This window comes from Streptomyces endophyticus (genome assembly GCF_035798155.1).
Classification (GTDB): Bacteria; Actinomycetota; Actinomycetes; order Streptomycetales; family Streptomycetaceae; genus Streptomyces; species Streptomyces endophyticus.
This window is the reverse complement of sequence record NZ_JAOZYC010000206.1, coordinates 1-23,516: the sequence shown is the minus strand read 5'-3', so window position 1 is coordinate 23,516 and position 23,516 is coordinate 1. Positions and strand designations below refer to the sequence as shown.

The 23,516-nt window shown below is 70.3% G+C and carries 14 protein-coding genes; 7 read left to right on the top strand and 7 right to left on the bottom strand.

Going from position 1 to position 23,516, the window contains the following annotated elements:
- Positions 1–10 precede the first annotated feature (10 nt).
- The 4 genes from OKJ99_RS41580 to eccD form a co-directional block, all read right to left on the bottom strand.
- Positions 11–1,387 carry a M16 family metallopeptidase gene (locus OKJ99_RS41580; protein WP_326023815.1) on the bottom strand — a complete coding sequence of 459 codons (1,377 nt, stop codon included), beginning with the start codon at positions 1,385–1,387 and terminating at the stop codon, positions 11–13.
- Entirely contained in the window at positions 1,384–3,600 is a 2,217-nt protein-coding gene (locus OKJ99_RS41575) for a polyribonucleotide nucleotidyltransferase (RefSeq protein ID WP_326023813.1), read from the bottom strand. The genes OKJ99_RS41580 and OKJ99_RS41575 overlap by 4 nt, the downstream gene beginning before the upstream one ends.
- Before the next feature lie 294 nt (positions 3,601–3,894).
- Positions 3,895–4,182, bottom strand: coding sequence for a 30S ribosomal protein S15 (gene rpsO / locus OKJ99_RS41570; RefSeq protein WP_326023811.1), 288 nt, complete (start codon positions 4,180–4,182; stop codon positions 3,895–3,897).
- Between the two features lie 203 nt (positions 4,183–4,385).
- Positions 4,386–5,855, bottom strand: a complete 1,470-nt coding sequence (gene eccD / locus OKJ99_RS41565) for a type VII secretion integral membrane protein EccD (protein WP_326023809.1) — start codon at positions 5,853–5,855, stop codon at positions 4,386–4,388.
- 284 nt (positions 5,856–6,139) lie between these two features.
- Here eccD and eccCa point away from each other — a divergent pair, with 284 nt between their 5' ends.
- The 5 genes from eccCa (at position 6,140) to OKJ99_RS41540 (ending at position 13,915) form a co-directional block, all read left to right on the top strand.
- Complete coding sequence (eccCa, locus tag OKJ99_RS41560) at positions 6,140–10,081, top strand: type VII secretion protein EccCa (RefSeq protein WP_326023808.1); 3,942 nt, start codon at positions 6,140–6,142, stop codon at positions 10,079–10,081.
- Positions 10,082–10,188: 107 nt separating this feature from the next.
- A complete protein-coding gene (locus tag OKJ99_RS41555; protein ID WP_326023806.1) occupies positions 10,189–10,461 on the top strand; it encodes a hypothetical protein in 273 nt (90 codons plus the stop codon).
- Between the two features lie 334 nt (positions 10,462–10,795).
- Positions 10,796–12,379: an ATP-binding protein gene (locus OKJ99_RS41550; RefSeq protein ID WP_326023804.1), complete on the top strand. Its 1,584-nt coding sequence runs from the start codon at positions 10,796–10,798 to the stop codon at positions 12,377–12,379.
- Positions 12,376–13,398 (top strand): SUKH-4 family immunity protein, encoded by a 1,023-nt coding sequence (locus OKJ99_RS41545; RefSeq protein WP_326023802.1) that lies wholly within the window; start codon positions 12,376–12,378, stop codon positions 13,396–13,398. Before OKJ99_RS41550 ends, OKJ99_RS41545 begins: the two co-directional genes overlap by 4 nt.
- Before the next feature lie 37 nt (positions 13,399–13,435).
- Positions 13,436–13,915, top strand: a complete 480-nt coding sequence (locus tag OKJ99_RS41540; RefSeq protein WP_326023801.1) for a hypothetical protein — start codon at positions 13,436–13,438, stop codon at positions 13,913–13,915.
- A gap of 12 nt (positions 13,916–13,927) precedes the next feature.
- Here OKJ99_RS41540 and OKJ99_RS41535 read toward each other — a convergent pair whose 3' ends face one another.
- A complete protein-coding gene (locus OKJ99_RS41535; protein ID WP_326023800.1) occupies positions 13,928–14,299 on the bottom strand; it encodes a hypothetical protein in 372 nt (123 codons plus the stop codon).
- 350 nt (positions 14,300–14,649) lie between these two features.
- Here OKJ99_RS41535 and OKJ99_RS41530 point away from each other — a divergent pair, with 350 nt between their 5' ends.
- Positions 14,650–15,900 carry an alpha/beta hydrolase gene (locus OKJ99_RS41530; protein WP_326023798.1) on the top strand — a complete coding sequence of 417 codons (1,251 nt, stop codon included), beginning with the start codon at positions 14,650–14,652 and terminating at the stop codon, positions 15,898–15,900.
- A gap of 97 nt (positions 15,901–15,997) precedes the next feature.
- Here the strand turns inward: OKJ99_RS41530 and OKJ99_RS41525 are convergent, their stop codons facing one another.
- Both OKJ99_RS41525 and OKJ99_RS41520 read right to left on the bottom strand, forming a co-directional pair.
- Positions 15,998–18,286: an SUKH-4 family immunity protein gene (locus OKJ99_RS41525; RefSeq protein ID WP_326023796.1), complete on the bottom strand. Its 2,289-nt coding sequence runs from the start codon at positions 18,284–18,286 to the stop codon at positions 15,998–16,000.
- 40 nt (positions 18,287–18,326) lie between these two features.
- Complete coding sequence (locus OKJ99_RS41520) at positions 18,327–23,123, bottom strand: toxin glutamine deamidase domain-containing protein (RefSeq protein WP_326023794.1); 4,797 nt, start codon at positions 23,121–23,123, stop codon at positions 18,327–18,329.
- A gap of 184 nt (positions 23,124–23,307) precedes the next feature.
- Here OKJ99_RS41520 and OKJ99_RS41515 point away from each other — a divergent pair.
- A partial coding sequence (locus tag OKJ99_RS41515) for a hypothetical protein (RefSeq protein ID WP_326023792.1) occupies positions 23,308–23,516 on the top strand: 209 nt, incomplete at its 3' end.

The following is a 23,516-nucleotide window of genomic DNA, read 5'->3' as shown; positions in this document are numbered from 1 at the left end:
GAAAGCGGTGTTACGCGACCGCTTCGTGCAGGCGCGATGCCTGCTTGTCCTTGAGCGGGCCGATGACCGACAGGGACGGGCGCTGTCCCAGGATGTCGCGTGCGACCGCGCGCACCTCGTCCGGGGTCACCGCCGAGATGCGCTCCAGCATCGCGTCGACCGACATCTGCTCGCCCCAGCACAGCTCGCTCTTGCCGATGCGGTGCATGAGCGCCCCGGTGTCCTCCAGGCCGAGGACCGTGGAACCCGCGAGCTGGCCGATGGCGCGGCTGATCTCGTCGTCGCTGATGCCGTGCTGCGCGACCTGGTCCAGCTCGTCGCGGCAGATCTTCAGGACATCGTGCACCTGGCTCGGCCTGCAGCCCGCGTAGACGCCGAACAGGCCGCAGTCGGCGAAGCCCGAGGTGTACGAGTACACGCTGTACGCCAACCCGCGCTTCTCCCGGACCTCCTGGAACAGGCGGGACGACATGCCGCCGCCGAGCGCCGTGTTGAGCACGCCCATGGCCCAGCGGCGGTCGTCCGTGCGGGCGAGGCCCGGCATGCCGAGGATGACGTGGGCCTGCTCGGTCTTGCGGCCGAGGAGCTCCATGCGTCCGGCGGCGCGCAGGGTCTTGCGGCCTGCGCGCGGGGCGATCGGCGTGGCGGGGGCCTGTGGGGCACCCGCCTTGTCGAAGGCGGCGCGGACCTGGCGTACGACCTTGTCGTGGTCGACGTTGCCGGCCGCGGCCACGACCAGGTGCGTCGGGTCGTAGTGCTTCTTGTAGAAGCGGGTGATCTGGCCCCGGCTGAGCGCGTTGACCGTGTCGACCGAGCCGAGGACCGGGCGGCCGAGGGGGGTGTCGCCGAGCATCGTGTGCGAGAACAGGTCGTGCACGACGTCACCGGCGTCGTCCTCGGTCATCGCGATCTCTTCGAGGATCACGCCGCGCTCCGCGTCGACGTCCTCCTCCGAGATGAGCGAGCCGGTCAGCATGTCGCAGACGACGTCGATGGCGAGCGGCAGGTCGGTGTCGAGCACGCGCGCGTAGTAGCAGGTGAACTCCTTCGACGTGAAGGCGTTCATCTCGCCGCCGACCGCGTCTATCGCGGCCGAGATGTCCAGCGCGCTGCGCTTCCTGGTGCCCTTGAAGAGCAGGTGTTCCAGGTAGTGCGTCGCACCGTTCAGCGTCGGTGTCTCGTCGCGCGAGCCCACGTGCGCCCAGATGCCGAAGGTGGCCGAGCGGACCGAGGGCAGGGTCTCGGTGACGATGCGCAGGCCGTTCGGCAGCGTCGTCTTGCGGACCGTGCCGATGCCGCCTGTGCCCTTGATGAGGGTTTGGGTACGGGCGACGGCCCGCCCCTCCGAAGAGGTGCGGGCCGTCGCCTGGGTGCTACGGGACGTCACTTGTCGGTGTCGTCCTTCTCCTCGTCGCCCTCTTCGCCCTCGACCACGGGGATCAGGGAGAGCTTGCCGCGGGAGTCGATCTCGGCGATCTCGACCTGGACCTTCTGGCCCACGCCGACAACGTCCTCGACGTTCTCCACGCGCTTGCCGCCGGCGAGCTTGCGGATCTGCGAGATGTGCAGCAGACCGTCCTTGCCCGGCATGAGCGACACGAACGCACCGAAGGTCGTCGTCTTCACGACGGTGCCCAGGTAGCGCTCGCCGACCTCCGGCATGGTCGGGTTGGCGATGCCGTTGATCGTGGCGCGGGCGGCCTCGGCCTGCGAGCCCTGCTGGGCACCGATGTAGATGGTGCCGTCGTCCTCGATCGTGATGTCGGCGCCGGTGTCCTCCTGGATCTGGTTGATCATCTTGCCCTTCGGGCCGATGACCTCACCGATCTTGTCCACGGGGATCTTGACCGTGATGATCCGCGGGGCGTTCGGGGACATCTCGTCCGGGACGTCGATCGCTTCCATCATCACGTCGAGGATGTGGAGGCGGGCGTCACGGGCCTGCTTGAGGGCGGCGGCCAGAACGGAGGCCGGGATGCCGTCGAGCTTCGTGTCCAGCTGGAGCGCGGTCACGAACTCCTTGGTGCCGGCGACCTTGAAGTCCATGTCACCGAACGCGTCCTCGGCACCGAGGATGTCGGTGAGGGCGACGTAGTGCGTCTCGCCCTTGATCTCCTGCGAGATCAGGCCCATGGCGATACCGGCGACGGCGGCCTTCAGCGGCACACCGGCGTTCAGCAGCGACATGGTGGAGGCGCAGACGGAGCCCATCGACGTCGAGCCGTTGGAACCGAGGGCCTCGGAGACCTGACGGATCGCGTAGGGGAACTCCTCGCGCGTCGGCAGGACCGGCACGATCGCGCGCTCGGCGAGCGCGCCGTGGCCGATCTCGCGGCGCTTCGGGGAGCCCACACGGCCCGTCTCACCGACGGAGTACGGCGGGAAGTTGTAGTTGTGCATGTAGCGCTTGCGGGTCACCGGCGAAAGGGTGTCCAGCTGCTGCTCCATGCGCAGCATGTTCAGCGTGGTGACGCCCAGGATCTGAGTCTCGCCACGCTCGAACAGGGCGGAGCCGTGCACGCGCGGGATGGCCTCGACCTCGGCGGCCAGGGTGCGGATGTCGGTGACACCGCGGCCGTCGATGCGGACCTTGTCCTTGATGACGCGCTCACGGACCAGGGACTTCGTCAGCGAGCGGTACGCCGCCGAAATCTCCTTCTCGCGGCCCTCGAACTGCGGGAGCAGCTTCTCGGCGGCCAGACCCTTGACGCGGTCCAGCTCGGCCTCGCGCTCCTGCTTGCCCGCGATGGTGAGGGCGGCGGAGAGCTCGGTCTTGACCGCGGCGGTCAGGGCCTCGAGCACGTCGTCCTGGTAGTCCAGGAAGATCGGGAACTCGGCGGTCGGCTTGGCGGCCTTCGCGGCGAGGTCCGACTGGGCCTTGCAGAGGACCTTGATGAAGGGCTTCGCGGCGTCGAGACCGGCGGCGACGACCTCCTCGGTCGGCGCCTCGGCGCCGCCCTGGACCAGCTGGATGGTCTTGTCGGTGGCCTCGGCCTCGACCATCATGATCGCGACGTCGCCGTCCTCCAGGACGCGACCGGCGACGACCATGTCGAAGACGGCGTCCTCGAGCTCGGTGTGCGTCGGGAACGCGACCCACTGGCCGTTGATCAGCGCGACACGGACGCCGCCGACCGGGCCGGAGAAGGGCAGACCGGCCAGCTGCGTCGACGCGGACGCGGCGTTGATCGCCACGACGTCGTACAGGTGGTCGGGGTTGAGCGCCATGATCGTGGCGACGACCTGGATCTCGTTACGCAGGCCCTTCTTGAAGGACGGGCGCAGCGGACGGTCGATGAGGCGGCAGGTGAGGATCGCGTCCTCGGAGGGCCGGCCCTCACGGCGGAAGAAGGAGCCGGGGATCTTGCCGGCCGCGTACTGCCGCTCCTCGACGTCCACCGTGAGGGGGAAGAAGTCGAGGTTGTCCTTGGGGTTCTTCGAGGCCGAGGTGGCCGAGAGCACCATGGTGTCGTCGTCGAGGTAGGCGACGGCGGAGCCGGCGGCCTGGCGGGCCAGACGGCCCGTCTCGAAGCGGATGGTGCGGGTGCCGAAGGAGCCGTTGTCAATGACGGCCTCGGCGTAGTGGGTCTCGTTCTCCACTAGCGTTTTCTCCGTTTACTTTCGTCTGAATGCGTCTTTTGTCCAGCACGGCCCGTGTGGCCGAGGGACGGAACGGAGAAGCGCGCCTTGAGTGCGGGCCGGTCTTCGATCGAAGCTCCCGGGGATCCTCTTGCGTCTCCGGGGGCCACTACCGAGGACCGGCGGCGGCGAGGTGGCGCTTCTCCTCATATGCGTGGTCGTACGTCACCAGACTACAAAGCCTCGGTGACAGTGCGCACGTACGGCAAAGGGAGCGGCCCCCTCAATCGGGAACCGCCCCCTCTCACAGCGTCTCTATCGGGCGCCGGCCGCACCGCGGCGGATGCCGAGGCGCTCGACCAGCACACGGAAGCGCGCGATGTCCTTCTTGGCCAGGTACTGCAGCAGGCGGCGACGCTGGCCGACCAGGATGAGCAGGCCCCGACGCGAGTGGTGGTCGTGCTTGTGCGTCTTGAGGTGCTCGGTCAGGTCCGAGATGCGGCGGGAGAGCATGGCGACCTGGACCTCGGGAGAGCCGGTGTCGCCCTCCTTGGTGCCGAACTCGGTCATGATCTGCTTCTTCGTAGCGGTGTCGAGAGCCACGCTTACTCCTCGTAGAGTCTTGATTGCCGCCGAGCGCCCCTGGTCTACATCTCAGGAGAGCTTCTGTAACTCGGAGGCGGGATCCGCTGGGCGCTGCTCCCCAGGTAAGTCCTGCGATGCCGGGGAGCGCGTACACAAGCGGCCGTCACACAGCCTACCAGCCACCCGGCGGCCGCCCCGACGGCGGCCGACCGGGCCACGGATCAGCTGACCATGCTGCGCACCTGCGTGTAGAGGCCGAGCACCGCGAGGCACAGCGGTACGAGGGTCAGCAGCACGAAGCCGTCGAACAGGTCGAGCATGCGACCCCAGAACGGGGAGACGCCCTTGCGCGGCACGGACAGGCCGACGATCACGAGCAGGCCCGCTCCCCCGCCGATCGCGGCGGCGAACCAGAGGATGTGGATGTTGAGCGGGGCACTGTCGCCCTGGATGAAGCTCTGCAGGAGGGCGTGCGGGGTGTTCAGGGTCACGCCGAGGATCAGCAGACCGAGAATCACCAGGCCACCCACGACCAGGGACGCGACCTGCGCGGTGTAGTCGAACAGACGGGCGCGCAGCATGACGGCGATGCCGGCGGCCAGGGCCAGCAGCTGCGCCCAGACGTCGTCGGAGAATCCGAGGACCACACCGGCCGAGGCGACGGCGAGGGCCGCGCAGCCGATGACGAGGCCGAGGAGCAGCTCGTGGGCGCGGCGGACCTGGGCACCGATGCGGTCGAAGTCGATGTGCTCTTCCTCGTCGCGCCCGTAGTCGCGGCCCTGGGAGATCTGGTCCGGCGAGCGGTAGCCGATGGGCAGCCGGGCGGAGCGGGAGGACATGCCGGGCAGCCAGGCCATCGCGATGATCGCGACGACCGCGGTGACGGCGGCGACCTCGCTCGGCGAGGCCTCGGTGACCAGCGCGCCGAACGTGGCCAGGGCGCCGATGGCCGAGCCGAGGGCCGCGGCGACGAACACGGCGTCGCCGTGCGGCAGCAGCACCACGAGCAGCGCGGAGGCGATCAGCACCACGACACAGCCGGACAGCAGCTGCAGCCGGCCCGGGCCCGAGTCGACCTCGGTCGGGAAGATCCCGGAGCCCGCGATCAGCAGGTGCGGCAGGGCGGCGAGGCCCAGCGAGGTGGACGCGGCACGGTCGTCGTACACCCGCGCGCGGACGACGGAGAGGGACACGAGCAGGATGCCGACGACACCGGCGATGATGCCGGGCAGGCTGTGCATGTCGCGGTCGAGCGGGTTCGAGAACCAGAGCGCGAACGCCATCAGCGTCAGCAGCAGGACACCCGCCCCGAGGCCGACGACGCTCATCAGGCCGTCGCTCCAGCGGCGCCTGTCGCGGCGGACCGCGGAGGCGACCGCGTCGGACACGTCGTCGAACACGGCCGCGGGCAGCGACTCGGCGAACGGGCGCAGCAGCAGCACGTCGCCGTCGAGGACCCGCTGGTCGGCGAGCGAGCGGCCGGCGTCGAGGACGGTGCCGTCCCGGCGGACCAGGTGGTACCCGGTGGGGTCGCCCTCGGCCTGGCTCTGCCCGGAGAGCTGGAGGATCTCCGGGTAGATGTCGGCCAGAGCGGCGTCTTCGGGCAGGGCCACATCGATACGTGCGTCCGGTGCGGCGACGGTGACCCGGCAGAAGCCGGTTCCGCCCCCGGCAAGAGCTGTGGTGCTCACCTCGCGGTTCCCCCTAATGTCATGACTTGGTGTGGCATCGGTGCGGCGGCGCGGCCTCCGGACGGCGTCACGCGCGGTGCGTCAGCGTAGCGTCCTGGGCCCATCTCACCCCACAGGCCCCGCCACTTGACGAGAGTCAGTAGGATCACCGGGCACGCCGGAGCTCTTTGCCTTCGGCCTGGGGGAACCGCCAGTAACGGGGGCGGTCCGACATTTCCCGACGTGCACGACATCCGTGCGCGCAGAACTGATCGTCGACTGAAGATTTAAGGACTGGTGCTTCGGTGAGCGTGGTCATCGTCAAGCGACCGCCTCGGGTGTTGCCACCCGACGTACCGACGGACGAGGTGCGTCTCGAGCCGCCGCCGGAGCTGGCGCGCGCCGAGGACCAGAACCTCATGATGAGCCTGCTGCCCATGCTGGGCATGGGCACGTCGTCGGCGTTCTTCTTCACCTCCGGCCAGTCGATCATGAAGATCATGGGTGGCGTCATGATCGTCTCCACCCTGGCGATGGCGCTGGCGCAGCTGGTGAAGGCCCGGCAGGGCGGCGGGGCCGAGATGGCCCAGGAACGCCAGGACTACCTCAAGTACTTGACCCAGATCCGGCGTGACGTGCGGACCACCGCACGCATGCAACGCGACGGGCAGTACTTCCTGCACCCCAACCCCGAGCAGCTGTGGGCGCTGGTCGCCGAGGGCCGCCGGGTGTGGGAACGGCGCGGGAGCGACTCGGACTTCACGCAGGTGCGGCTCGGGCTCGGCCCGCAGCAGCTGGCAACTCCGTTGATGGCGCCGGAGACCGCGCCGCTCGACGAGCTGGAACCGCTCACCGCGCACGCGATGAAGTCGTTCCTGGAGACCCACGGCACGCTGGACGCGCTGCCGTTGGCCGTATCGCTGCGCTCCTTCTACCACGTGAGTGTCTCCGGTGATCCGGACACCACGTACGGCGCCTCCCGGGCGATGATCGCCCAACTGTGCACCCTGCACTCGCCCGAGGACCTGCGGGTCGTCGTCGTCGCGTCGCCCGGCGCGATGGCCGAGTGGGAGTGGACGAAGTGGCTGCCGCACGTGCAGCACAGCAGCACCGACGGCGCCGGCTCCCAGCGGGTGATCGTGGGTGACCTCGGCGAGGTCGAAGAGATGCTCGCCGACGAGCTGGAGGGCCGCGGCCGGTTCAACCCGCAGGGCCCGCCGGTGGTCGACCAGCCGCACCTCATCGTCGTCATGGACGGCGGCACCGTGCCCGACGACTCGCTCATCGCGGGCGCCGAGGGACTGCAGGGGGTGACCATCGTCGAGGTGGTCCCCGGCGTCGTGGAGGAGCTGCGCGGCTCGCTCTCCGTGCAGGTCCAGCCGGACAGCCTGCTGCTCGAATCGCAGGGCGGCACCCAGTACAGCGGCACCTGCGACACCCTGTCGCTCACCGAGGCCGAGGCGCTCGCGCGTCAGCTCGCGCCGCTGCGCGCCGGTTCGGCGGACGGCGACGAACCGCTCCTCGCCAACCTGGACTTCACCGAGCTGATGGGCATCGGCGACGCCGGTTCGGTGGATGTCGCGCGCACCTGGCGGCCCCGCACCCTGCACGAGCGGCTCCGTGTGCCGCTCGGTGTGGACCGCGACGGGCAGCCGGTCATGCTCGACATCAAGGAGGCCTCGCAGGAGGGCATGGGCCCGCACGGCCTGTGCGTCGGCGCCACCGGTTCCGGTAAGTCCGAGGTGCTCCGCACCCTCGTGCTCGCCCTCACGGTGACGCACTCATCGGAGACGCTGAACTTCATCCTCGCGGACTTCAAGGGCGGCGCGACCTTCGCGGGCATGTCCGAACTCCCGCACGTCGCCGCCGTGATCACCAACCTGGCCGACGACCTCACCCTGATCGACCGCATGCGCGACTCGATCACCGGTGAGCTCCAGCGCCGCCAGGAGCTGCTCCGCTCGGCGGGCAACTACGCGAACATCACCGACTACGAGAAGGCCCGCGCGGCCGGCGCCCCGCTGGAGCCGCTGCCCTCCCTCGTCATGGTGCTCGACGAGTTCTCCGAACTCCTCACCGCGCGCCCGGACTTCATCGAGATGTTCATCCAGATCGGCCGCATCGGCCGTTCCATGGGTGTGCACATGCTGCTCGCCTCGCAGCGCCTGGAGGAGGGCAAGCTCCGCGGCCTGGACACCTTCCTCTCGTACCGGATCGGTCTGCGTACGTTCTCGGCCGCCGAGTCCCGTACGGCGATCGGTGTCCCGGACGCGTACCACCTGCCGAACGTTCCCGGCTCGGGCATCCTCAAGTACGACACCGAGACGATGATCCAGTTCAAGGCGGCGTACGTCGGTGGCGTCTACCGGGCCGGTGGCGGCGGTGGCGGCGGTTCGCGCACCCACCGGCAGCCGGTGCTCTTCACGGCCGCGCCCGTCACCGAGCAGATCATCCACGAGCCGGAGCCCGAGGTCGTTCCCGACCAGGTCGACGACGCGCTCGCGGACACCGTGCTCGACGTGATCGTGGCGCGGATCGTCGGCCAGGGCCCGCCCGCACACCAGGTGTGGCTGGCGCCGCTCGAGGAGTCCCCTTCGGTGGACTCGCTTCTCCCGCCGCTGTCGACGACTCCGGAGCGCGGCCTGCACGCCGCCGACTACCCGGCGCTCGGCAAGCTGGTCGTGCCGATGGCCCTGGTGGACAAGCCGTTCGAGCAGCGGCGCGACATCCAGTACCTGGACTTCTCCGGTTCGGCCGGTCACGGGCTCGTGGTCGGTGGTCCGCAGTCCGGCAAGTCGACGCTGATCCGGTCGATCATGACCTCGTTCGCGCTCACCCACACCCCGGCCGAAGTGCAGTTCTACTGCCTGGACTTCGGTGGCGGCGGCATGCTCGCGATGGAGGGCCTGCCGCACGTCGGCGGGGCCGCCTCGCGCCTCGACTCCGAGAAGGTGCGCCGTACGGTCGCCGAGGTGCGCGGCATCCTCAACGAGCGCGAGGAGTTCTTCCGCGCCAACAACATCGACTCGATCGGCACGTACCGGACGCGCCGCGCCGCCGGCCAGTACCCGGATCAGCGGTGGGGCGACGTCTTCCTCGTCATCGACGGCTGGTCCGCCTTCAAGACCGACTACGAGCAGCTCGACCCGGTCATCCTCGACCTGGCCTCGCGCGGCCTCGGCTTCGGTGTCCACCTGATCATCGGCTCCGGCCGCTACACCGAGGTCAGGCCCGCCCTGCGCGACCAGCTCCTCAACCGGGTGGAGCTCAAGCTCGGTGACCCGATGGAGTCGGAGTTCGACCGCAAGAAGATGGAGGCCGTGCCGCTCGGCATGCCCGGCCGCGGCCTGACCCCCGACAAGCTCAGCTCGCTCGGCGGACTGCCCCGGATCGACGCCTCCTCCGACGTGGAGACCCTCGGCCAGGCCATCGAGCACATGGTGACGACGGTCTCCGAACACTGGCAGGGCCCGCCGGCCCCGCCGGTGCGGATGCTGCCGACCAAGCTGCACATCAGCGAGGTCCCCAAGGGCAGCGACTTCCCCGAGCGGGGTGTCGCGATCGGTGTCGACGAGACGACGCTGTCGCCGTCGTTCATCGACTTCGAGACCGACCCGCTGATGGTGATCTACGGAGAGTCCGAGTCCGGCAAGTCGGCGGTTCTGCGAATGATCGCCAAGCAGATCTCCGAGCGGTACGCGACCGACAAGGCGCTCATCGTCGTCGGCGACTACCGGCGCGCGCACCTGAGCGAGATGCCCGAGTCGCACCTCTACAAGTACTGCGCTTCGGGGCCGCAGCTCCAGGAGGTCGTCACGAGCCTCGCGGGCTCCATGGGCCGTCGCATGCCGGGCCCTGACGTCACGCCGGAGCAGCTGCGCAACCGCTCCTGGTACGACCTGCCGGACGCGTTCATCATCGTCGACGACTACGACCTGGTGGCCACCAGCTCCGGCAACCCGCTCCAGTCGCTGCTCGAGTACCTGCCGTTCGCCCGCGACCTGGGCCTGCGCGTCATCGTCGCGCGCAGCTCCTCGGGTGCGGCGCGTTCGTCCTTCGAGCCGGTCATGCAGCGCATGAAGGAGCTCGGCGCGACGGGTCTCGTGCTGTCCGGCGACCCGGGCGAGGGCCAGATCTTCGGCCCGCTCAAGCCGCAGCGGCTGCCGCAGGGCCGAGGCATGCTCGTCACCCGCAAGGGCGGGGCGCAGCTGGTGCAGACGGCTTGGCTGCCGATGCGGAGCAGCTGACGAACACGTAGTGCTCGCGTCCGTGTGACGTGTGTACGGTACGGCGCCGGGGATCGGGTCACCGATCCCCGGCGCCGTACGCGCAACGGGACCAGAGGAGACGGAAGTTGACCACCGCACCGCGCACCTCCGACGAGGCACTCGCGATCGCCCGGACGACGTTCCAGCCGCTGTGCGCGGACGGAACCCCGGCGACGCTCAACGTCCAGGAGTTCGACCTGGGCTTCCTGATCTACGCGACCTTCCCGCCGACCGAGCCGCCCTCGTACGGTGGCAGCCACCTGGTCATCTCCAAGACCGACGGCTCGACGATGTACGTCCCGAACTTCCCGCCGGATTCGGCGATCAGCCTTTACCGGCGGCAGGTCGGGCAGGGCTGAGGCCGGCGCTCGGGGCTCGTTCGCCGCACTGTCAGCGGGCGGCACTAGGGCCCTTCTGACGGATCAGGCTGGACGCGGACGGCGTCCACGTGCGGTGCCGACAAGCGGGGTCTGGTGCGTGCAGCTGCAAGGCGGAGGAGGGCGTCAACGCGGAGCGTTGGCAACCGACGACAACGCCGAAGGGGGTCCCCCCTGCTCCTTAAGAGCTTGGGGGAGTGCGCACCAGGGCTCGCGACTCCAGCAAGATCCGTCAGAAGGGCCCTAGACTTTGTCGGCAGTGGTCAGCAGGCTGGTGGGGCAGGCGTGCGGCACGTGACTTCGGGGGAAACGGGGCATGGGGGAACACGGGGAGAACGGCGGGGAGAACGGCCGCGTCGGGTATGAGCCGCATCCGTTGATCGGCGGCCGGGGTGCCGCACTGCGGGATCTGGCCGTTTGGCGGGCCGGCGGGGCGGGCGCGCCGCGTGTCGTGCTGCTCACCGGCTCGCCGGGGTGCGGGAGTTCGCGGCTGCTGACCGGGTTCCTGATGCTGTGCGACCCCGGTTATCGCGAGCGCATCGCTCTTGAGCGGCTCGACCCCGCGACGGTTCCGCCGCCGCTGCCCGCCCCCGCCGTGCCGAGCGCCGCGGGACGCACGCCCGCGCAGGTGCTGTGGCTGCTCGCCGACCACTACGGCTTCGATGTCACGCGCGACGCCGAGGTGTACGAGGCCCTGGGCGCGGGCGAGCGGGTCGTCGTGGTGCCCTATGTGGATCAGGCCGGTCCTGTGCGGGCCGGACGGGGGCCCGGGCGGATGCTGCGGGAGCTGTTGCTGCCGCTGGCGGGCATCGAGAGCGTGCGGCTGCTCGCCGAGGTTCCGCGCGAGTCGGCGTCGGTGCTCGTCCAGGCGCTGCCTGCCGGGACGGTCCAGGTGATCGATCTGGACGCGCCCGAGTTCCTCGACGTTGAAGGGCTCGCCCTGCAGGCCGAGGTGACGCTCGATCCGGCGTTCGGTGCGCCGGATCTGCCGTTCACGGTGGACGCGGGGGCACGGCGCGCGCTCGCGTCGGCGCTTGCCGGGCGGGCCGCGTCCGGGGGCAGCGGCAGTCGGCTGACCGTGCAACTGGCCACCACCGGCTGGCTGTTGGCTCCCGAGCCGGCGCCGCGGCCCGATGGCGTTCCCGGCACGCCCGGCGAAGCACTCGACCTCCACGCGCGCCGTCTCGGTGCCGATCCGTCCGTCCTGCGCGCGACACTCGCGCCGCTGGCGCTCGTGGAGGGTGCGGGACTCCCGCTGAGCCTGTGGGCTCCGCTCGCTTCCGCGCTCGCGGGGCGGGACATGGCGGCGGAGATCGCGGACGGGATGCTCCTCGCGGGGCCGTTCGTCCAGCCGGTCGAGGAGGCGGCGGCCGAGGGCGAGGCACAGATCGCTCTCGCACACCCCGCCCTCGGCGGGACGATCCGTGCGCAGTTGCCCGACCTGGCGGCCGCCCAGCTGAGGCTCGCGCAGGCGCTGCTCGGTCAGGTACCCGACCAGGACTGGTCCCGGGCCGCCCGCTACGTACGCGACGGGATCGCGGGACACGCCCTCGGCGCCGGCCAGCTGCCGCGGCTGCTCACCGACCCGTCGTTGATGGCGTACGCGGACCCTGTGGCGCTGCGCGCGGCGGTCGAGGAGGTCGAGGCGGACGAGGCATCGGCCGCCAGGCTGCCGCCTCCGGCCCGCACGTATCTGCGCACCGCCCCGCTCCTCACTCGTACCCAGGCCGATCCTCCGTTGCGCGCGAAGCTCCTCGCGGCGGCGTTCGACGAGGACGGGCTGCCCGAGTACGCGCAGGCCCTTCGTGCCCGCCCCGAGTTCGCCGTGCAGGACGGCCGGCCGGCCTCGGTACCTTCCCCGACCGTCCCCCACCCCCGTCCGATGGAGACCCAGCCGTGACCACGCACGACCAGGACGAACGGCACGCCGCGCAGCCGGACGGCGGCGGCTCACCCGCCGCCACGGGGCCCGGCAACACCGCGGTGTTCACGTACGTCGATCCGCGCACCGGTGAGGAGACGTACCTGACGCGCGTCTCGGGCCCGGGCCTGCCGCACGTCGAGTACCAGGTGTGGGCGGACCTGCGCGCCGCGGACGTACCCGCGAGCAACGTGGTGGCGGTTCACACCGACCTCAGCCCCAGCTCCCTGCCGGGCGGCTACACCCTGAACGCGCTCAGGGCCGGTTTCCCGAGCGCTGCCCTCTCCTCCAGCCACCCGTACGGCGGGGACCCGGCCGAGCGCGCGGAGGGCGTCACCTCGCTGACCGCGCAGGTGGAGTCGATGGCTCAGCTCACGGGCCAGGCGCCGCCGCCGCGCCCGCACCGCGTGCCGCTGCCCGCCCCGACGACCTCGGCGCCGACGCTGCTGGCCGAACTCCCGGGGAATCTTCCCGTGCAGCGCTACGGGACGGAATCGCTCGCTTCGGCCGCGCTCCCCGAAGCCGCGCGCGCCGCCCTCGCGAGCCCCGGGCTCCCCGCCGACATCCGCTTCTTCTTCACCGCGGACCGACCCGAGAGCCCGCCACGCGGCGGACTGTTCGTGGACGCGGCGAGCCACTTGCGGGAGCTCGGGGCGGAACTGTCCCCCGCTGCCGCCGACATCCTCTCCGCGCACACCCGCGTCGGCACGGACGGCCAGTACGTCATCACGGTGCAGCAGGAGGCCGGCAGCGTATGGGCGGCCAACCCGACGACGGGCAGCGGCCGTTACGTCAACGCGTCGGTCGCCGCCTTCGCGCACTGCCTCGCCACGCTCGCCGCCACGCGCGAGCTCATGGTGGGCATGAACCCGTACGAGGCGGGGTCAACGGTCGCCGACCTCCAGGCCCGCCTGATCGCGCTCGACCCCACGTGCTTCGACGACGCCGGCAACTGGTGGTCGGTGATCATCGAGCAGATGTGGCACGGCCTGTTCTGACGCACTGACCGCCCGTCCGCAGACCGAGAGGACCCTCATGCCCCGCGAAGGATTCCGTACCGATACGACGTCCCTGGCCGAGGAAGGCTCGAACTTCCAGGACCTGGGCACCGCGTTCGCCAAGGCGGCGGCCTCCCTGCAGAACGGCCTGGCCTCCGTGAACGCCTGCGCCCCCACCAGCGGCGAGGCTCCTCCGCCCGAGAAGGGCCAGGTGGAGGGCTTCGTCCAGGGCCTGACCACCTTCGCCGACAAGGCGGACATGCCGCCGTGGGGCGACGACGAGATCGGCGAGAAGTTCGGCCTCGCCTACGAAGGTCTGCAGACCGGCATGTTCGAGTCGATGCAGCACCTGGCGCAGAAGCTGACGAACATCGGCGGCGCGCTCGGCGCGATGGCCAAGAACCACGACGAGAACGAGTCCTTCAACGAGCAACTGATCCGTCAGGAGAAGAACGACATCAACTTCGCGGCGGGCGGGGACGGCAGCACGATCTCCAGCATGACCAAGATGACGTGACGCGGACCGGCGTCAGAAGGCTTGCCCCACCCCGATGACCAGGAGCGATCCGACCATCAGCCACAAGCCCTGACGGCCCATGCCGCCGACGCCGCGCACGGCGAGCCACAGTGCGCCACAGGCACCGACGACACCCAGGGCGTTGGCACCGAGCGCGACCGCGCCGGCGCTCCCTACGGCCTGACCAATGAGCGCCGCGACGGCCGCCGCGAGGAATACGGCCGCGCACACGATCCCCCGCAGCCGCTCGCGCCGCGCCGCCTCGGCGACCCGCGCCTGCTCCTCGGCGAGCGCGCGCTCCTCCGGCGGAAGCTCGGTCTCCCACTTCCGCGAGAAGTCCGCCTCCCACTGCAGGCCGGTGCCGTCTCCACCCGTACGTGTCATGCCCGCGACCCTAGCCGACCTGGGGGCCGCGACTCATCCTGAGCCGGCCCCCGCCCTTTACGGCTCGTAGTGATCCGTGAGGCTCTCGGTGGCGGCCTCCCAGAAGTGGGACCCGCCCACGTCGTCCGGCAGCGCGACGGCGGCACCGGCCTGCAGTGACAGGAGGCGGGAACCTCGTCATCGTGGCCGTAGGCCCCAGCAAAGATCTCGGCGGGCTCGGGACTCCGTCCAAGAGCCATCCCCCCCCGGTGGCCTGGGGGCTGCCGGAGGGGCGGAGGTGGGGTAAGTTCCACTCCGGCCCGGGGGTGTCCCGGATCCCCTCCACCTGCGCCGATCCCTATCTTCGTGCCATGGCCACCGAGACCCGCAACTCCCGTATCCGCACCCGTGGTTCATGGACCCGCAGGGGGGTGGCCGTGGTCGCCGCGCTGCTCCTCGCGGGCGGCGTCGCCGCGCCGGCCGCCACGGCCCTCGACAACGCCCCGGCGACCGCCCACCGGACCCGCGGCACCCTCGTCTCCGTCACCCCGGTCACCACGCTCACCCGCGCCGAGGTCGTCCGGTGGCTCACCGAGCACGGCATGGACGCCGAGCAGGTGCGCCACGGCGTCCGGACCTACCGGCTGACCTACCGGACACCGGATGCGTACGGCCGCCCCACCACCGCCACCGGCCTGTTCACCGTCCCCGCCGGCGGCGACCGGCGCCTCGGCCTCGTCTCCGACACCCACGGCACCATGGTCAACCGCGGCTACGCCCCCTCCGTCGGCGACGACTTCGGCCGCATCCCCTCCTACCTGTACGCCTCCACCGGCAGGGCCGTCGCCGCCCCCGACTACCTGGGCCTCGGCGAGGGCCCCGGCCGCCACCCGTACATGGATACGGCGTCCTCGGTGACCGCCTCCCTCGACATGCTGCGCGCCGCCCGCTACGCCGCGCACCGTCTGGACCGCCCGCTCACCGGCGACGTCTACGCCACCGGCTTCTCCCAGGGCGGCCAGGTCGCGATGGCGCTGGGCAAGGCGCTCCGGTCGGGCGCCGACCACGGCTTCCGCCTGAAGGCGCTGGCACCGGTCAGCGGTCCTTACGACCTCTCGGGCCAGGAGATCCCGGCCCTGTACGACGGCCGGGTCAACGACACCAGCGGCATCTTCTACACCACGTACTTCCTCGTCGCCCAGAACCGGCTGCACCCGCTCTACAAGGACCCGGCCGAGGTGTTCCGCGCCCCCTACGCGAGCCGGGTGGAGTCCCTCTTCGACGGCGACCACCAGGAGGAGGACGTCGTCAACGCCCTCCCCAGGACGGTGAAGGAGCTGCTCACCCCCGCCTACTACCGGCAGCTGCGGCACCCCACGGGCGCACTGCGCGCCACCCTCAAGGCCAACGACGGTGCCTGCGCCTGGAAGCCGAAGATCCCGGTCCGCCTGTACGCCGCGGCGGGCGACAGCGACGTCCCGATCGGCAACGCGTACAGCTGCGCCCGCCGGCTGGGCGGCCGAACCCCGGTCCTGGACCAGGGCGCCCGGGACCACTTCGGAGGCTTCCGGTCGGCGGCACCCAAGATCGCCGAGTGGTTCAGCCCCCAGGGGCGCGGGTAACCGCCCTGCCCTTCCCGCAAGGGCTCCCCGGCGGACGGCAGTGCGCCATGTCCGCGTGCACCTGCCGCGCCTGACCCGGGCCCAGCCGCGCCGGCCGCTACAACTCCCGCAGGGCCACGCCCCACATGCCGGAGGCCGCCCCCACCGGGTCAACGGCCGATTGAAGGCCTTGTACGCGATCGGGCAGGCAGCGGTTCCCGTCCCGGTCGCGATCGTTGGTGTGGAAGTGGAGCGCCAGCAGCCACACCGAGGTCATCGCCAGGAAGTCCTCGACGCTGCGGCCCACGACCTCGGCCTCGCGGAACATCGCGCGGTCCTCGCCGGGCAGCGCCAGCACCCGGCCGCTGGGGCCGTCGATCACCACGTCCGTGCCCATCCACGTACCAAAGACGAAGAACGGTCCCGCGGCCTCGATGATCCTGCCAGTACGGTCCGTGGCCCGCGGCACCTCGACGGGCCACTCGACCTCGCGCAGGAACCGCTCCGGCCGGGTTGGGGGCGGGCCGCTGTGCGTGCCGTGCGCCACACGCCACCAGGCAGAGTCCCATTCGAGGCCGTGAAAACCGAGGCCGTGCCGGTCCCGGAACGACGGCACCCCCTGGGTCGTGAGGAACTCGCGAGTTGCCCGATGGGTGAGCCCGTCCGGCAACAGCGGCGGCGGGATCGGCACCAGCGCACCGGGCACGTCCTCGTCCGCGAACAGGGCGCCCAGATCGGCGGGCCGGGGCGCCGGGCCATGGTGCGGAACGGTGGCCGGCGCCTCCATCCAGTACGGGCAGGAAACCTGCGAGGGCCGCAGAGTGAAGCCCGTGAAGGGGACGCCGGAGGCCGGTTCGACGCAGAACAGACCGCCGATGCCGCCCATCACCACCAAGCCCTCTACGGGAACGGGCTGGAGCTCCAGGAGATAGGGATGAAGCATCTCCTCTCCTACGACGGTCAGTGGGTCGGGCAGCGGTGTCACCTGCGCGTACTCCTCGGGAGTGAGGGTGCGCACCGCGGCGATCAGCTCATCGTTCTCCTCGGAGTCCGGCCACAGCTCGCTGGAGAGCAGCTCACCGGTCGCGACGTCGTAGATCTTGGTGACGTCGCGCCGTTCCACGGCCACCAGCACCGGCCTGTCGTGCAGGCGCGCCTGAAAGGCGTCCGACACGTCGTGAAAGGGCAGGTACGACAGGTGGATACCGCCCGGCGGACGCCAGTGCGACCAGCGCACCCGCCACGGCAGCGCGATACCACTCTCCTCGACGCCGTCGGCGAGTGCGGTGTCTCCCCGTACGGTCGCCTGGAAGTGCAGCCATGCCGCCCACGTGGGCTGCGTGCACGGAAGCAGTCGGTACTGGCGGGCGTACGCCGCGTCGGCGAGCGCCGAACCCACGGGAATGTCCGCCATCTCCATGCCCGCACCCTCGGCCGCCTCCAGCAGCGACTGCGGCGCAAGGTGCGCGACGTGACGGCCCTCGCGCAACAACGTCGTCAGCTCCCCCGCCGCCACGTCACCCGCCGCGTCCGCCGCGACGCAGTGCGCGGCCAGCGCCGTCGCGGCGTACCGCCCCATCGCGCCGGACGCGGCCCAGCCGTCCGGGTGCGCGAAGTCCGCGCTCAACTCCTTGATACTGGCCGCCAGATGGCGGTGCACCCGCGCCCGCTCGCCCGCAGGCGTCGACGACCGCAACGCTCGTGCGACACCCTCCTCACCGAAGGAGACGACGCCGTCGCCGGCGTCCACCACGGTCACCACGTCGCGATGGGCGTCGGCCACGTCCAACAACTGCTCCCGGCCCGGCCGGCGACCGGTCAGTCCTGCCACCAACTCCTGCCAGATACCGACCGGCACCTCGTACGCCTGTGCAAGCGCGAGCGCGCCCAGCTCGGCGGGCAAACCGCTCGTGGGCACATCCGGTGCCCCGGCCGCGAGCGGAAGGGCGCGCACGTCGTCGCCCAGCACCCCCACGGCATGAACACTCACGATGACGGTGTGCCCGCGCCGCGCCACGCGCTGCAGCGCCGCCATCAGCCGCTCCGGATCCCCACTCGTACGCGTCCGCCCGGCAAAGTCGAGGTTCCGCACGAGGATCAGCCGCGCCGGACGCTTCGGCACCTTCCGCGCCGACCACAGGCCCGACGGCGGGAACGTCGCGTCGAGACTCCGCAGGATCTCGGTGATCGCCTCGTCACCGGTGCCGACCGAGGCGTCGACGAGAACACTGCCGGCCACTCGTTCGTGCACCGCGGCCAGCACTTGGGCCGCCACCCGCCCCGAAGGATCGACGACGGCCTGCACACCCTGCCCGGCAAACCTCTCCCAGCCGTCGACCAGCCGGCCGATCAGCTCACGGGCCGACAACTCCCCATCCTGCCAAGGCTGTTGTTCCTGGGCGTTCATGTCCCTGCTTTCCGCGTCCTGCCGTGGTGCAACAAAGAGCCTATGCCGATGTGGAGTCCGATCCAGCATCGTTACCGAGAGCAACCATCTGCCGGCGCATCACCATCCACATCTCCGTTACCTGGTTGAGGTGATCTGTCATCTCCTCGTCCATCGCGTCCTTATCCGATTTAGATTTTGTGTGCCGGTATGTCGTGCTGTAGTAGACCGGAACGCCCTTCATGGATTCGTACTCCGTGATAGCCCGGGAGCATTCGGCGTATCCGGAATTGAGGCTCCTGGAACCGCAGGGTTCCCGTTCCGTGTACAGACCGGCGACGGTGTATGTGGGCGCGTCACCGTCCGCCGTGGCCGCGTTGATCCGGTCGACCCAACTCAGGATGTGGGACTCGGAATGCAGGGGGGTGACCCGGTCCCCGCCTGTGGGCACGGAGGAATCGATGACGTAGGTGCTGTTGCCCTCGGCATCGACGAGTTCGACGACGGCGTAATTCTTCTCGGAGACATCCGGACCGACTCCGTCCGCCTTCGAACCAGCCATGACGGCTACGTTCGACGAACGACTCTTATTCTGTGCCGCGGCATCCTGGCTCTTCAAGGCCTGGAGGCCCTGCTTTGCCGCCGAGCCCTGTCGCCGCTTGGGCTCCACCTTCGAGGCCGATTCCTCACGCCGCCTGACCGCCGTCGACCGATAGTCGTTCGTGGCAGGGTTGGGCACCGCGTTCTCACCCGTCCCCTTGGTGGTTCCGACGTACGGCCCCTGCCCGTCGGGCGCGGGCCGAGGACTGACACCGACCGCGTTGCTTCCGTGGAACGCGTTGCTCATACGGGCGAGCGTAGTGATCACCGCATATTTCTCACCATCGTTCATGTTCGTGAAATCTTCACCAAGAGCGGCCCGTAGCTCGGTCCCGGTGAAAGCTATCGGGGGGACCTTCTCCATCGGGAATTCGGCAACAGCCTTGTCGTACGCCTGTTGCGCCTTGTCCCTCTTCTCGACCGCCTCGGCGAGCGGGCCCGCCCTTTTCGCGTCGGCCTCAGCCGTGGCGCCCTTGTCCTCGAGCTCCTTGATCTTGTTCTCGAGGTCCCACACCTTTGCGTTCTCTTCTTGCAGTGCACGCCTGGGCGTTTCCAGGGGCTCCATGGCCTGCTCGTACCGCTCCCGGCGATCGGCGGCCTCCTGCATAAGGTGGGCCAACGGCGCATCGGGATCCTCGACCAGGTGGCGAATTCTCTCGTCCACGGACTCTATGTCGATCGGATATACGTCGTGAGAGTCGCGCAGGCCATCCTGGATCGGGTCCGGTGGCGTGTTCTGCCGAATGTCCCCTGCCTTCTCCCGCACGAGCCCGGCATTGCGCTCGGCGCGCGTATCGTCCATGTCCCGTCGGGCGGCGGTATGGTCCTCGACCCCTGACTGCGAGGAGGGGTCGGGCGCCGCGCCGTACGAGCCCGCGGGTTGCCCTTCCTGGACCGGGGACTGCGGCTGCGGCTGCGTCTGGGGCTCGGGCTGTGCGTTGGGTGCCGGTTGGGAGTCGGCTTGGGAATGCTGAGAACTGGACTGGGTTTCCGACGGAGTTTCGGACTGCGTGTCGGACTGCGATGAGGAATCCGCCGACTCCTCGGTCGTCTGCTGCGACTTGTCCCACGGTGCGTCCATCGTCTGCCCGTTGGAGTCGAACGGGACGTAGCGGACGCCGGCTGCGCCGGTGTGGATGGGGTTGGGGCTGACTTCGCCGGTCTGGTGGTCGACCCAGATGATCTGGCCGTTGTGGTTGTAGACGTTGAAGGCGTGTCCGCCGCCACCCGGCCACTGCACGCCCACCACGGCCGCCGAGCCGGGGCCCGCCTCCTGGAGGTGCTGGGCTATTCGCCCGTACGGGTTGGGGTGGTCGGCGCCGGCCCAGATCTGGGGGCGGCCCGCCCAGGCGTCGAGATTGTTGTACGAGTCGCGCTCGGGCGACATCGTGTCCAGCGAGCCGTCCTGATTCTTGTCCGGGGTGCGCGGCGCCGAGACCTGGGGGTTGCCGAACCAGGTGGACAGGCCCGAACGGGCGTTGTCCAGACAGTTGTTGGAACGTCCGGGTTGCTCGATCCCGTGGTCGTTCTGGAGTTGGGCCCATTCGCCGTTGGGGTCCGGGTGGCGCTGGGGGGTGCCGTCCTCATTGCGGGGGACGGCGTCCAGGAGGGCCTGTTGGTCGGCGGGGTCGGGTGGCAGGAGCCCGTAGGGAGCGTGGTTCAGGCTGTCGCGGATCTGCTGGAGGCTCCGGCCCTGGGACAGCGGCGCCGGCTGGTCCTGCTTGGGGGGCGTCGTGTCGGAGGACTCCTGCGCGGGGTGGCCGTTCGAACTGGGCTGCTGGGCACCGGGATTGTTGTTCGGGGTCTGAATCGGGACCTGAATCGGGACCTGGGTCGGCGCCTGGTTCGGGGTCTGGTTCGGGGGCTGGTGCGGTGTCTGGCTCGGAGCCTGGTTCGGCGTCTGACTTGGCGTCTGATTCGGGTTCTGGGTCGGGGCCTGGTTCGGCGTCTGGTTCGGGGCCTGGTTCGGGGCCTGGTTCGCAGGATGATGCGGCGACTGGGTCTGGCTTGGTGCCTGGTTCGGCGTCTGATTCGGGCCCTGGCTTGGTGCCTGGTTCGGTGACTGATTCGGGCCCTGGTTCGCAGGATGATGCGGGGTCTGGTTGGGCGTCTGGTGCGGGGTGGGTGTGGACGACAAGCCAGGCTGGTTCGGGGTGTTGGGGTTGGGATTGGAGTTGGGGGTGCCGGGCCTGTTGTTGGTGGGGGTGTTGGGGCGGGGCGTCGAGGGGGTTGTCGGCTCGCGGCGGGTCGGTGTGGGTGTCGTGCGTTGGGGGGCGTCGGTACGGGGATTCGTCGTGGGGTTGGGCTGGCGCGACGGGCCCTGAGTCGGCGTAGTGGGGGTGTTCGTGGCCGGGCCCGGGGTCACCGGCGGTGCGGTGTTCGGTGTCTGGTTCGGGGTCGGTGTTGTGGAGTTCGGGTCGCCGGCAGGCGTGGGGTTCGCCGTGGGTGCGGAGCGGGTCGGGGCGTGGGCCTCCGTGGCCGTGGCGCTTTGGGAGTGGAACGTGGGGCTGGACGACGTACGCGAGGGCGAGTCGGAGCCCGTGTGGGCGCCCGTACCCGCGCTGGGTATGGAGCCCGGCGTCGTAGAGGTGGAGGCGGGGGACGAGGTGTCGGTGGGCGTGGGGGTGCCCGCCGGCGCCGCCGTCGTCGTGGGTTGTTGGACCTGGGTACGTGGGTCCGTCGCGGTGGACGGATCATTCCCGCGGTCGGGCGAAGGGGTCTGTGCGGCAGGGCCGTTGGACTCCTGCGTCGGGGCGGCGCTCTCCGAGGCCGTGTTGATGCTCTGGGACGGATCGGGCTGCCCGGTGGGCGGCGCCGTATCCGGCGTGGAGACAGGTGCGGGCGACGGCGTGTCCGCGTCCACGCGCGCGTGCGGCACCGAGGAGGACGGGTCCGACTGCGCGGCGGGCGCGGACGTGGCCGTCTCGCTGCCATTGCGCTGCGAGTCCGTACCCGTCGACACGTCCGGCGTTCCGGGCGAGGAGTCCGGTGTGCTCGACGGACCCGTGGAGCCGCCGGCATCGGACGACGTGGAAGATCCGGACGCGGGCTGCTGCTCGTTGTAGCCCGCGTCGAACGGGGTCAGCGGCCGATCGGACGACGGCGCCGGTGCCGGGGTCGGGGTCGACGTCGGGGTCGGAGTCGGGGTCGACGTCGGAGTCGGGGTCGACGTCGATCCTGCGTCACCGTTCGAACCCGCCTGCGAAGCAACTCCCGTACTGCTATTGCCTGTTGTTCCCGAGCCGCCGGTGTCGCCGGAAGCCGAAGAACCAGCCGCACCCCCTCCACCACCCCCGGACGCCCCGGAGCCAGAACCACCGGACGCCGCTTCACCGGAACCAGCCCCCGCCCCGGCAGCCCCCGACGTACCTCCAGAACCGTCCCCGCCGGAACCACCACCGGAGCCGGAACCACCACCGGCCCCGGACGCAGACCCGGACCCGGCCCCTGAACCGGAACCCGTCCCGGAACCGGCCCCCGCATCCGCATCCGTCCCGGCCGACGACGACGTGTTCCCCGCCGCGCTGTCCAGCCCGCCCCGCGCATGGTGCCCGGCCCGGCCCGCACCCCCGTCCCGCAGCGACTCGCCCAGCGTCTGGCCGAAGTTGTCGAACCCGTCCTTGACCGCCTTCTTGCCCGCATCTGCGGTCCGGCCCAGGTTGTAGCCGTCCTGCGCACCGAAGTTCTGGTTCACCGTCTGCGCGACGAGATCCTTGCTCATCTCCTCCAGCGCGGAGACGAACGGCTCCTTCACCGCCTCCAGCGCCGCTTCCAGCAGCGCCTGCGCGGCCTCCTTCAAAATCTTGCGCACCGCGATCCGGGTCACCTGCGTCATCGCCGCCGACGCCGCCGCCGATATCCCGAACGTGACCACCGCCGTCGCCGCCGCCACCGCGATCTGGACCGCCAGCACGATCAGTTGGATGATCACCGCGATCTTCATCCCGATGATCAGCATCGCCGCGACATCGAAGACCGACGCGATCACCTCGGCCGCCTGCCGCGCGTCGTCCAGGTACCCGGACCCGCCCGAGAACTTGTCCCACTTCTCCACGAACGCGTCGATCGACTCGCCGTAGTTGTCCGACGTCACATTCCCGGCCGACTTCATCGCCGACACCTGAATGTCCCCGACCTGCGCCCCGAAATCCCGCCACGTCTGCGCAGCCTGCATCATGTGGTCCTCGTTGGCCGTCGGCCAATCGAAGCCCAACATCTCCAGCAGCCAGGCCAACTCGTCCGGCAGCATCATCGCCATGGCGGCATCTCCCCCGTGTCGCCGTACATCCGCCGGACCCCGTGTGCCCCAACAGACGCAATTTTGCGCGGAGTTTACCAAGCCATACGGACACCTGGGCACCCCCACCGGCCTCGCATGTCCCGTTGTCAGAGGTCACCCTTAAAGTGGGCAAGCACGTGTTTACGGGGAACCAGGGAGAGTCGTGAGCTGGCAGAACAGCCCCATGGCAGGGCCGCAGCAGCACCCCATGGCGGCTGCCCAGCAGATCGCCTACGAGCCGCATCCGTTCATCGGCGGCCGCGCCTCCGCCCTGCGCGCGCTCGCCGCCTGGCGGGCCGCCGCACCGGGCGCGCCGCGCGTCGCGCTCCTCACCGGCTCGCCGGGGTGCGGCAGTTCGCGGCTGCTGACCGG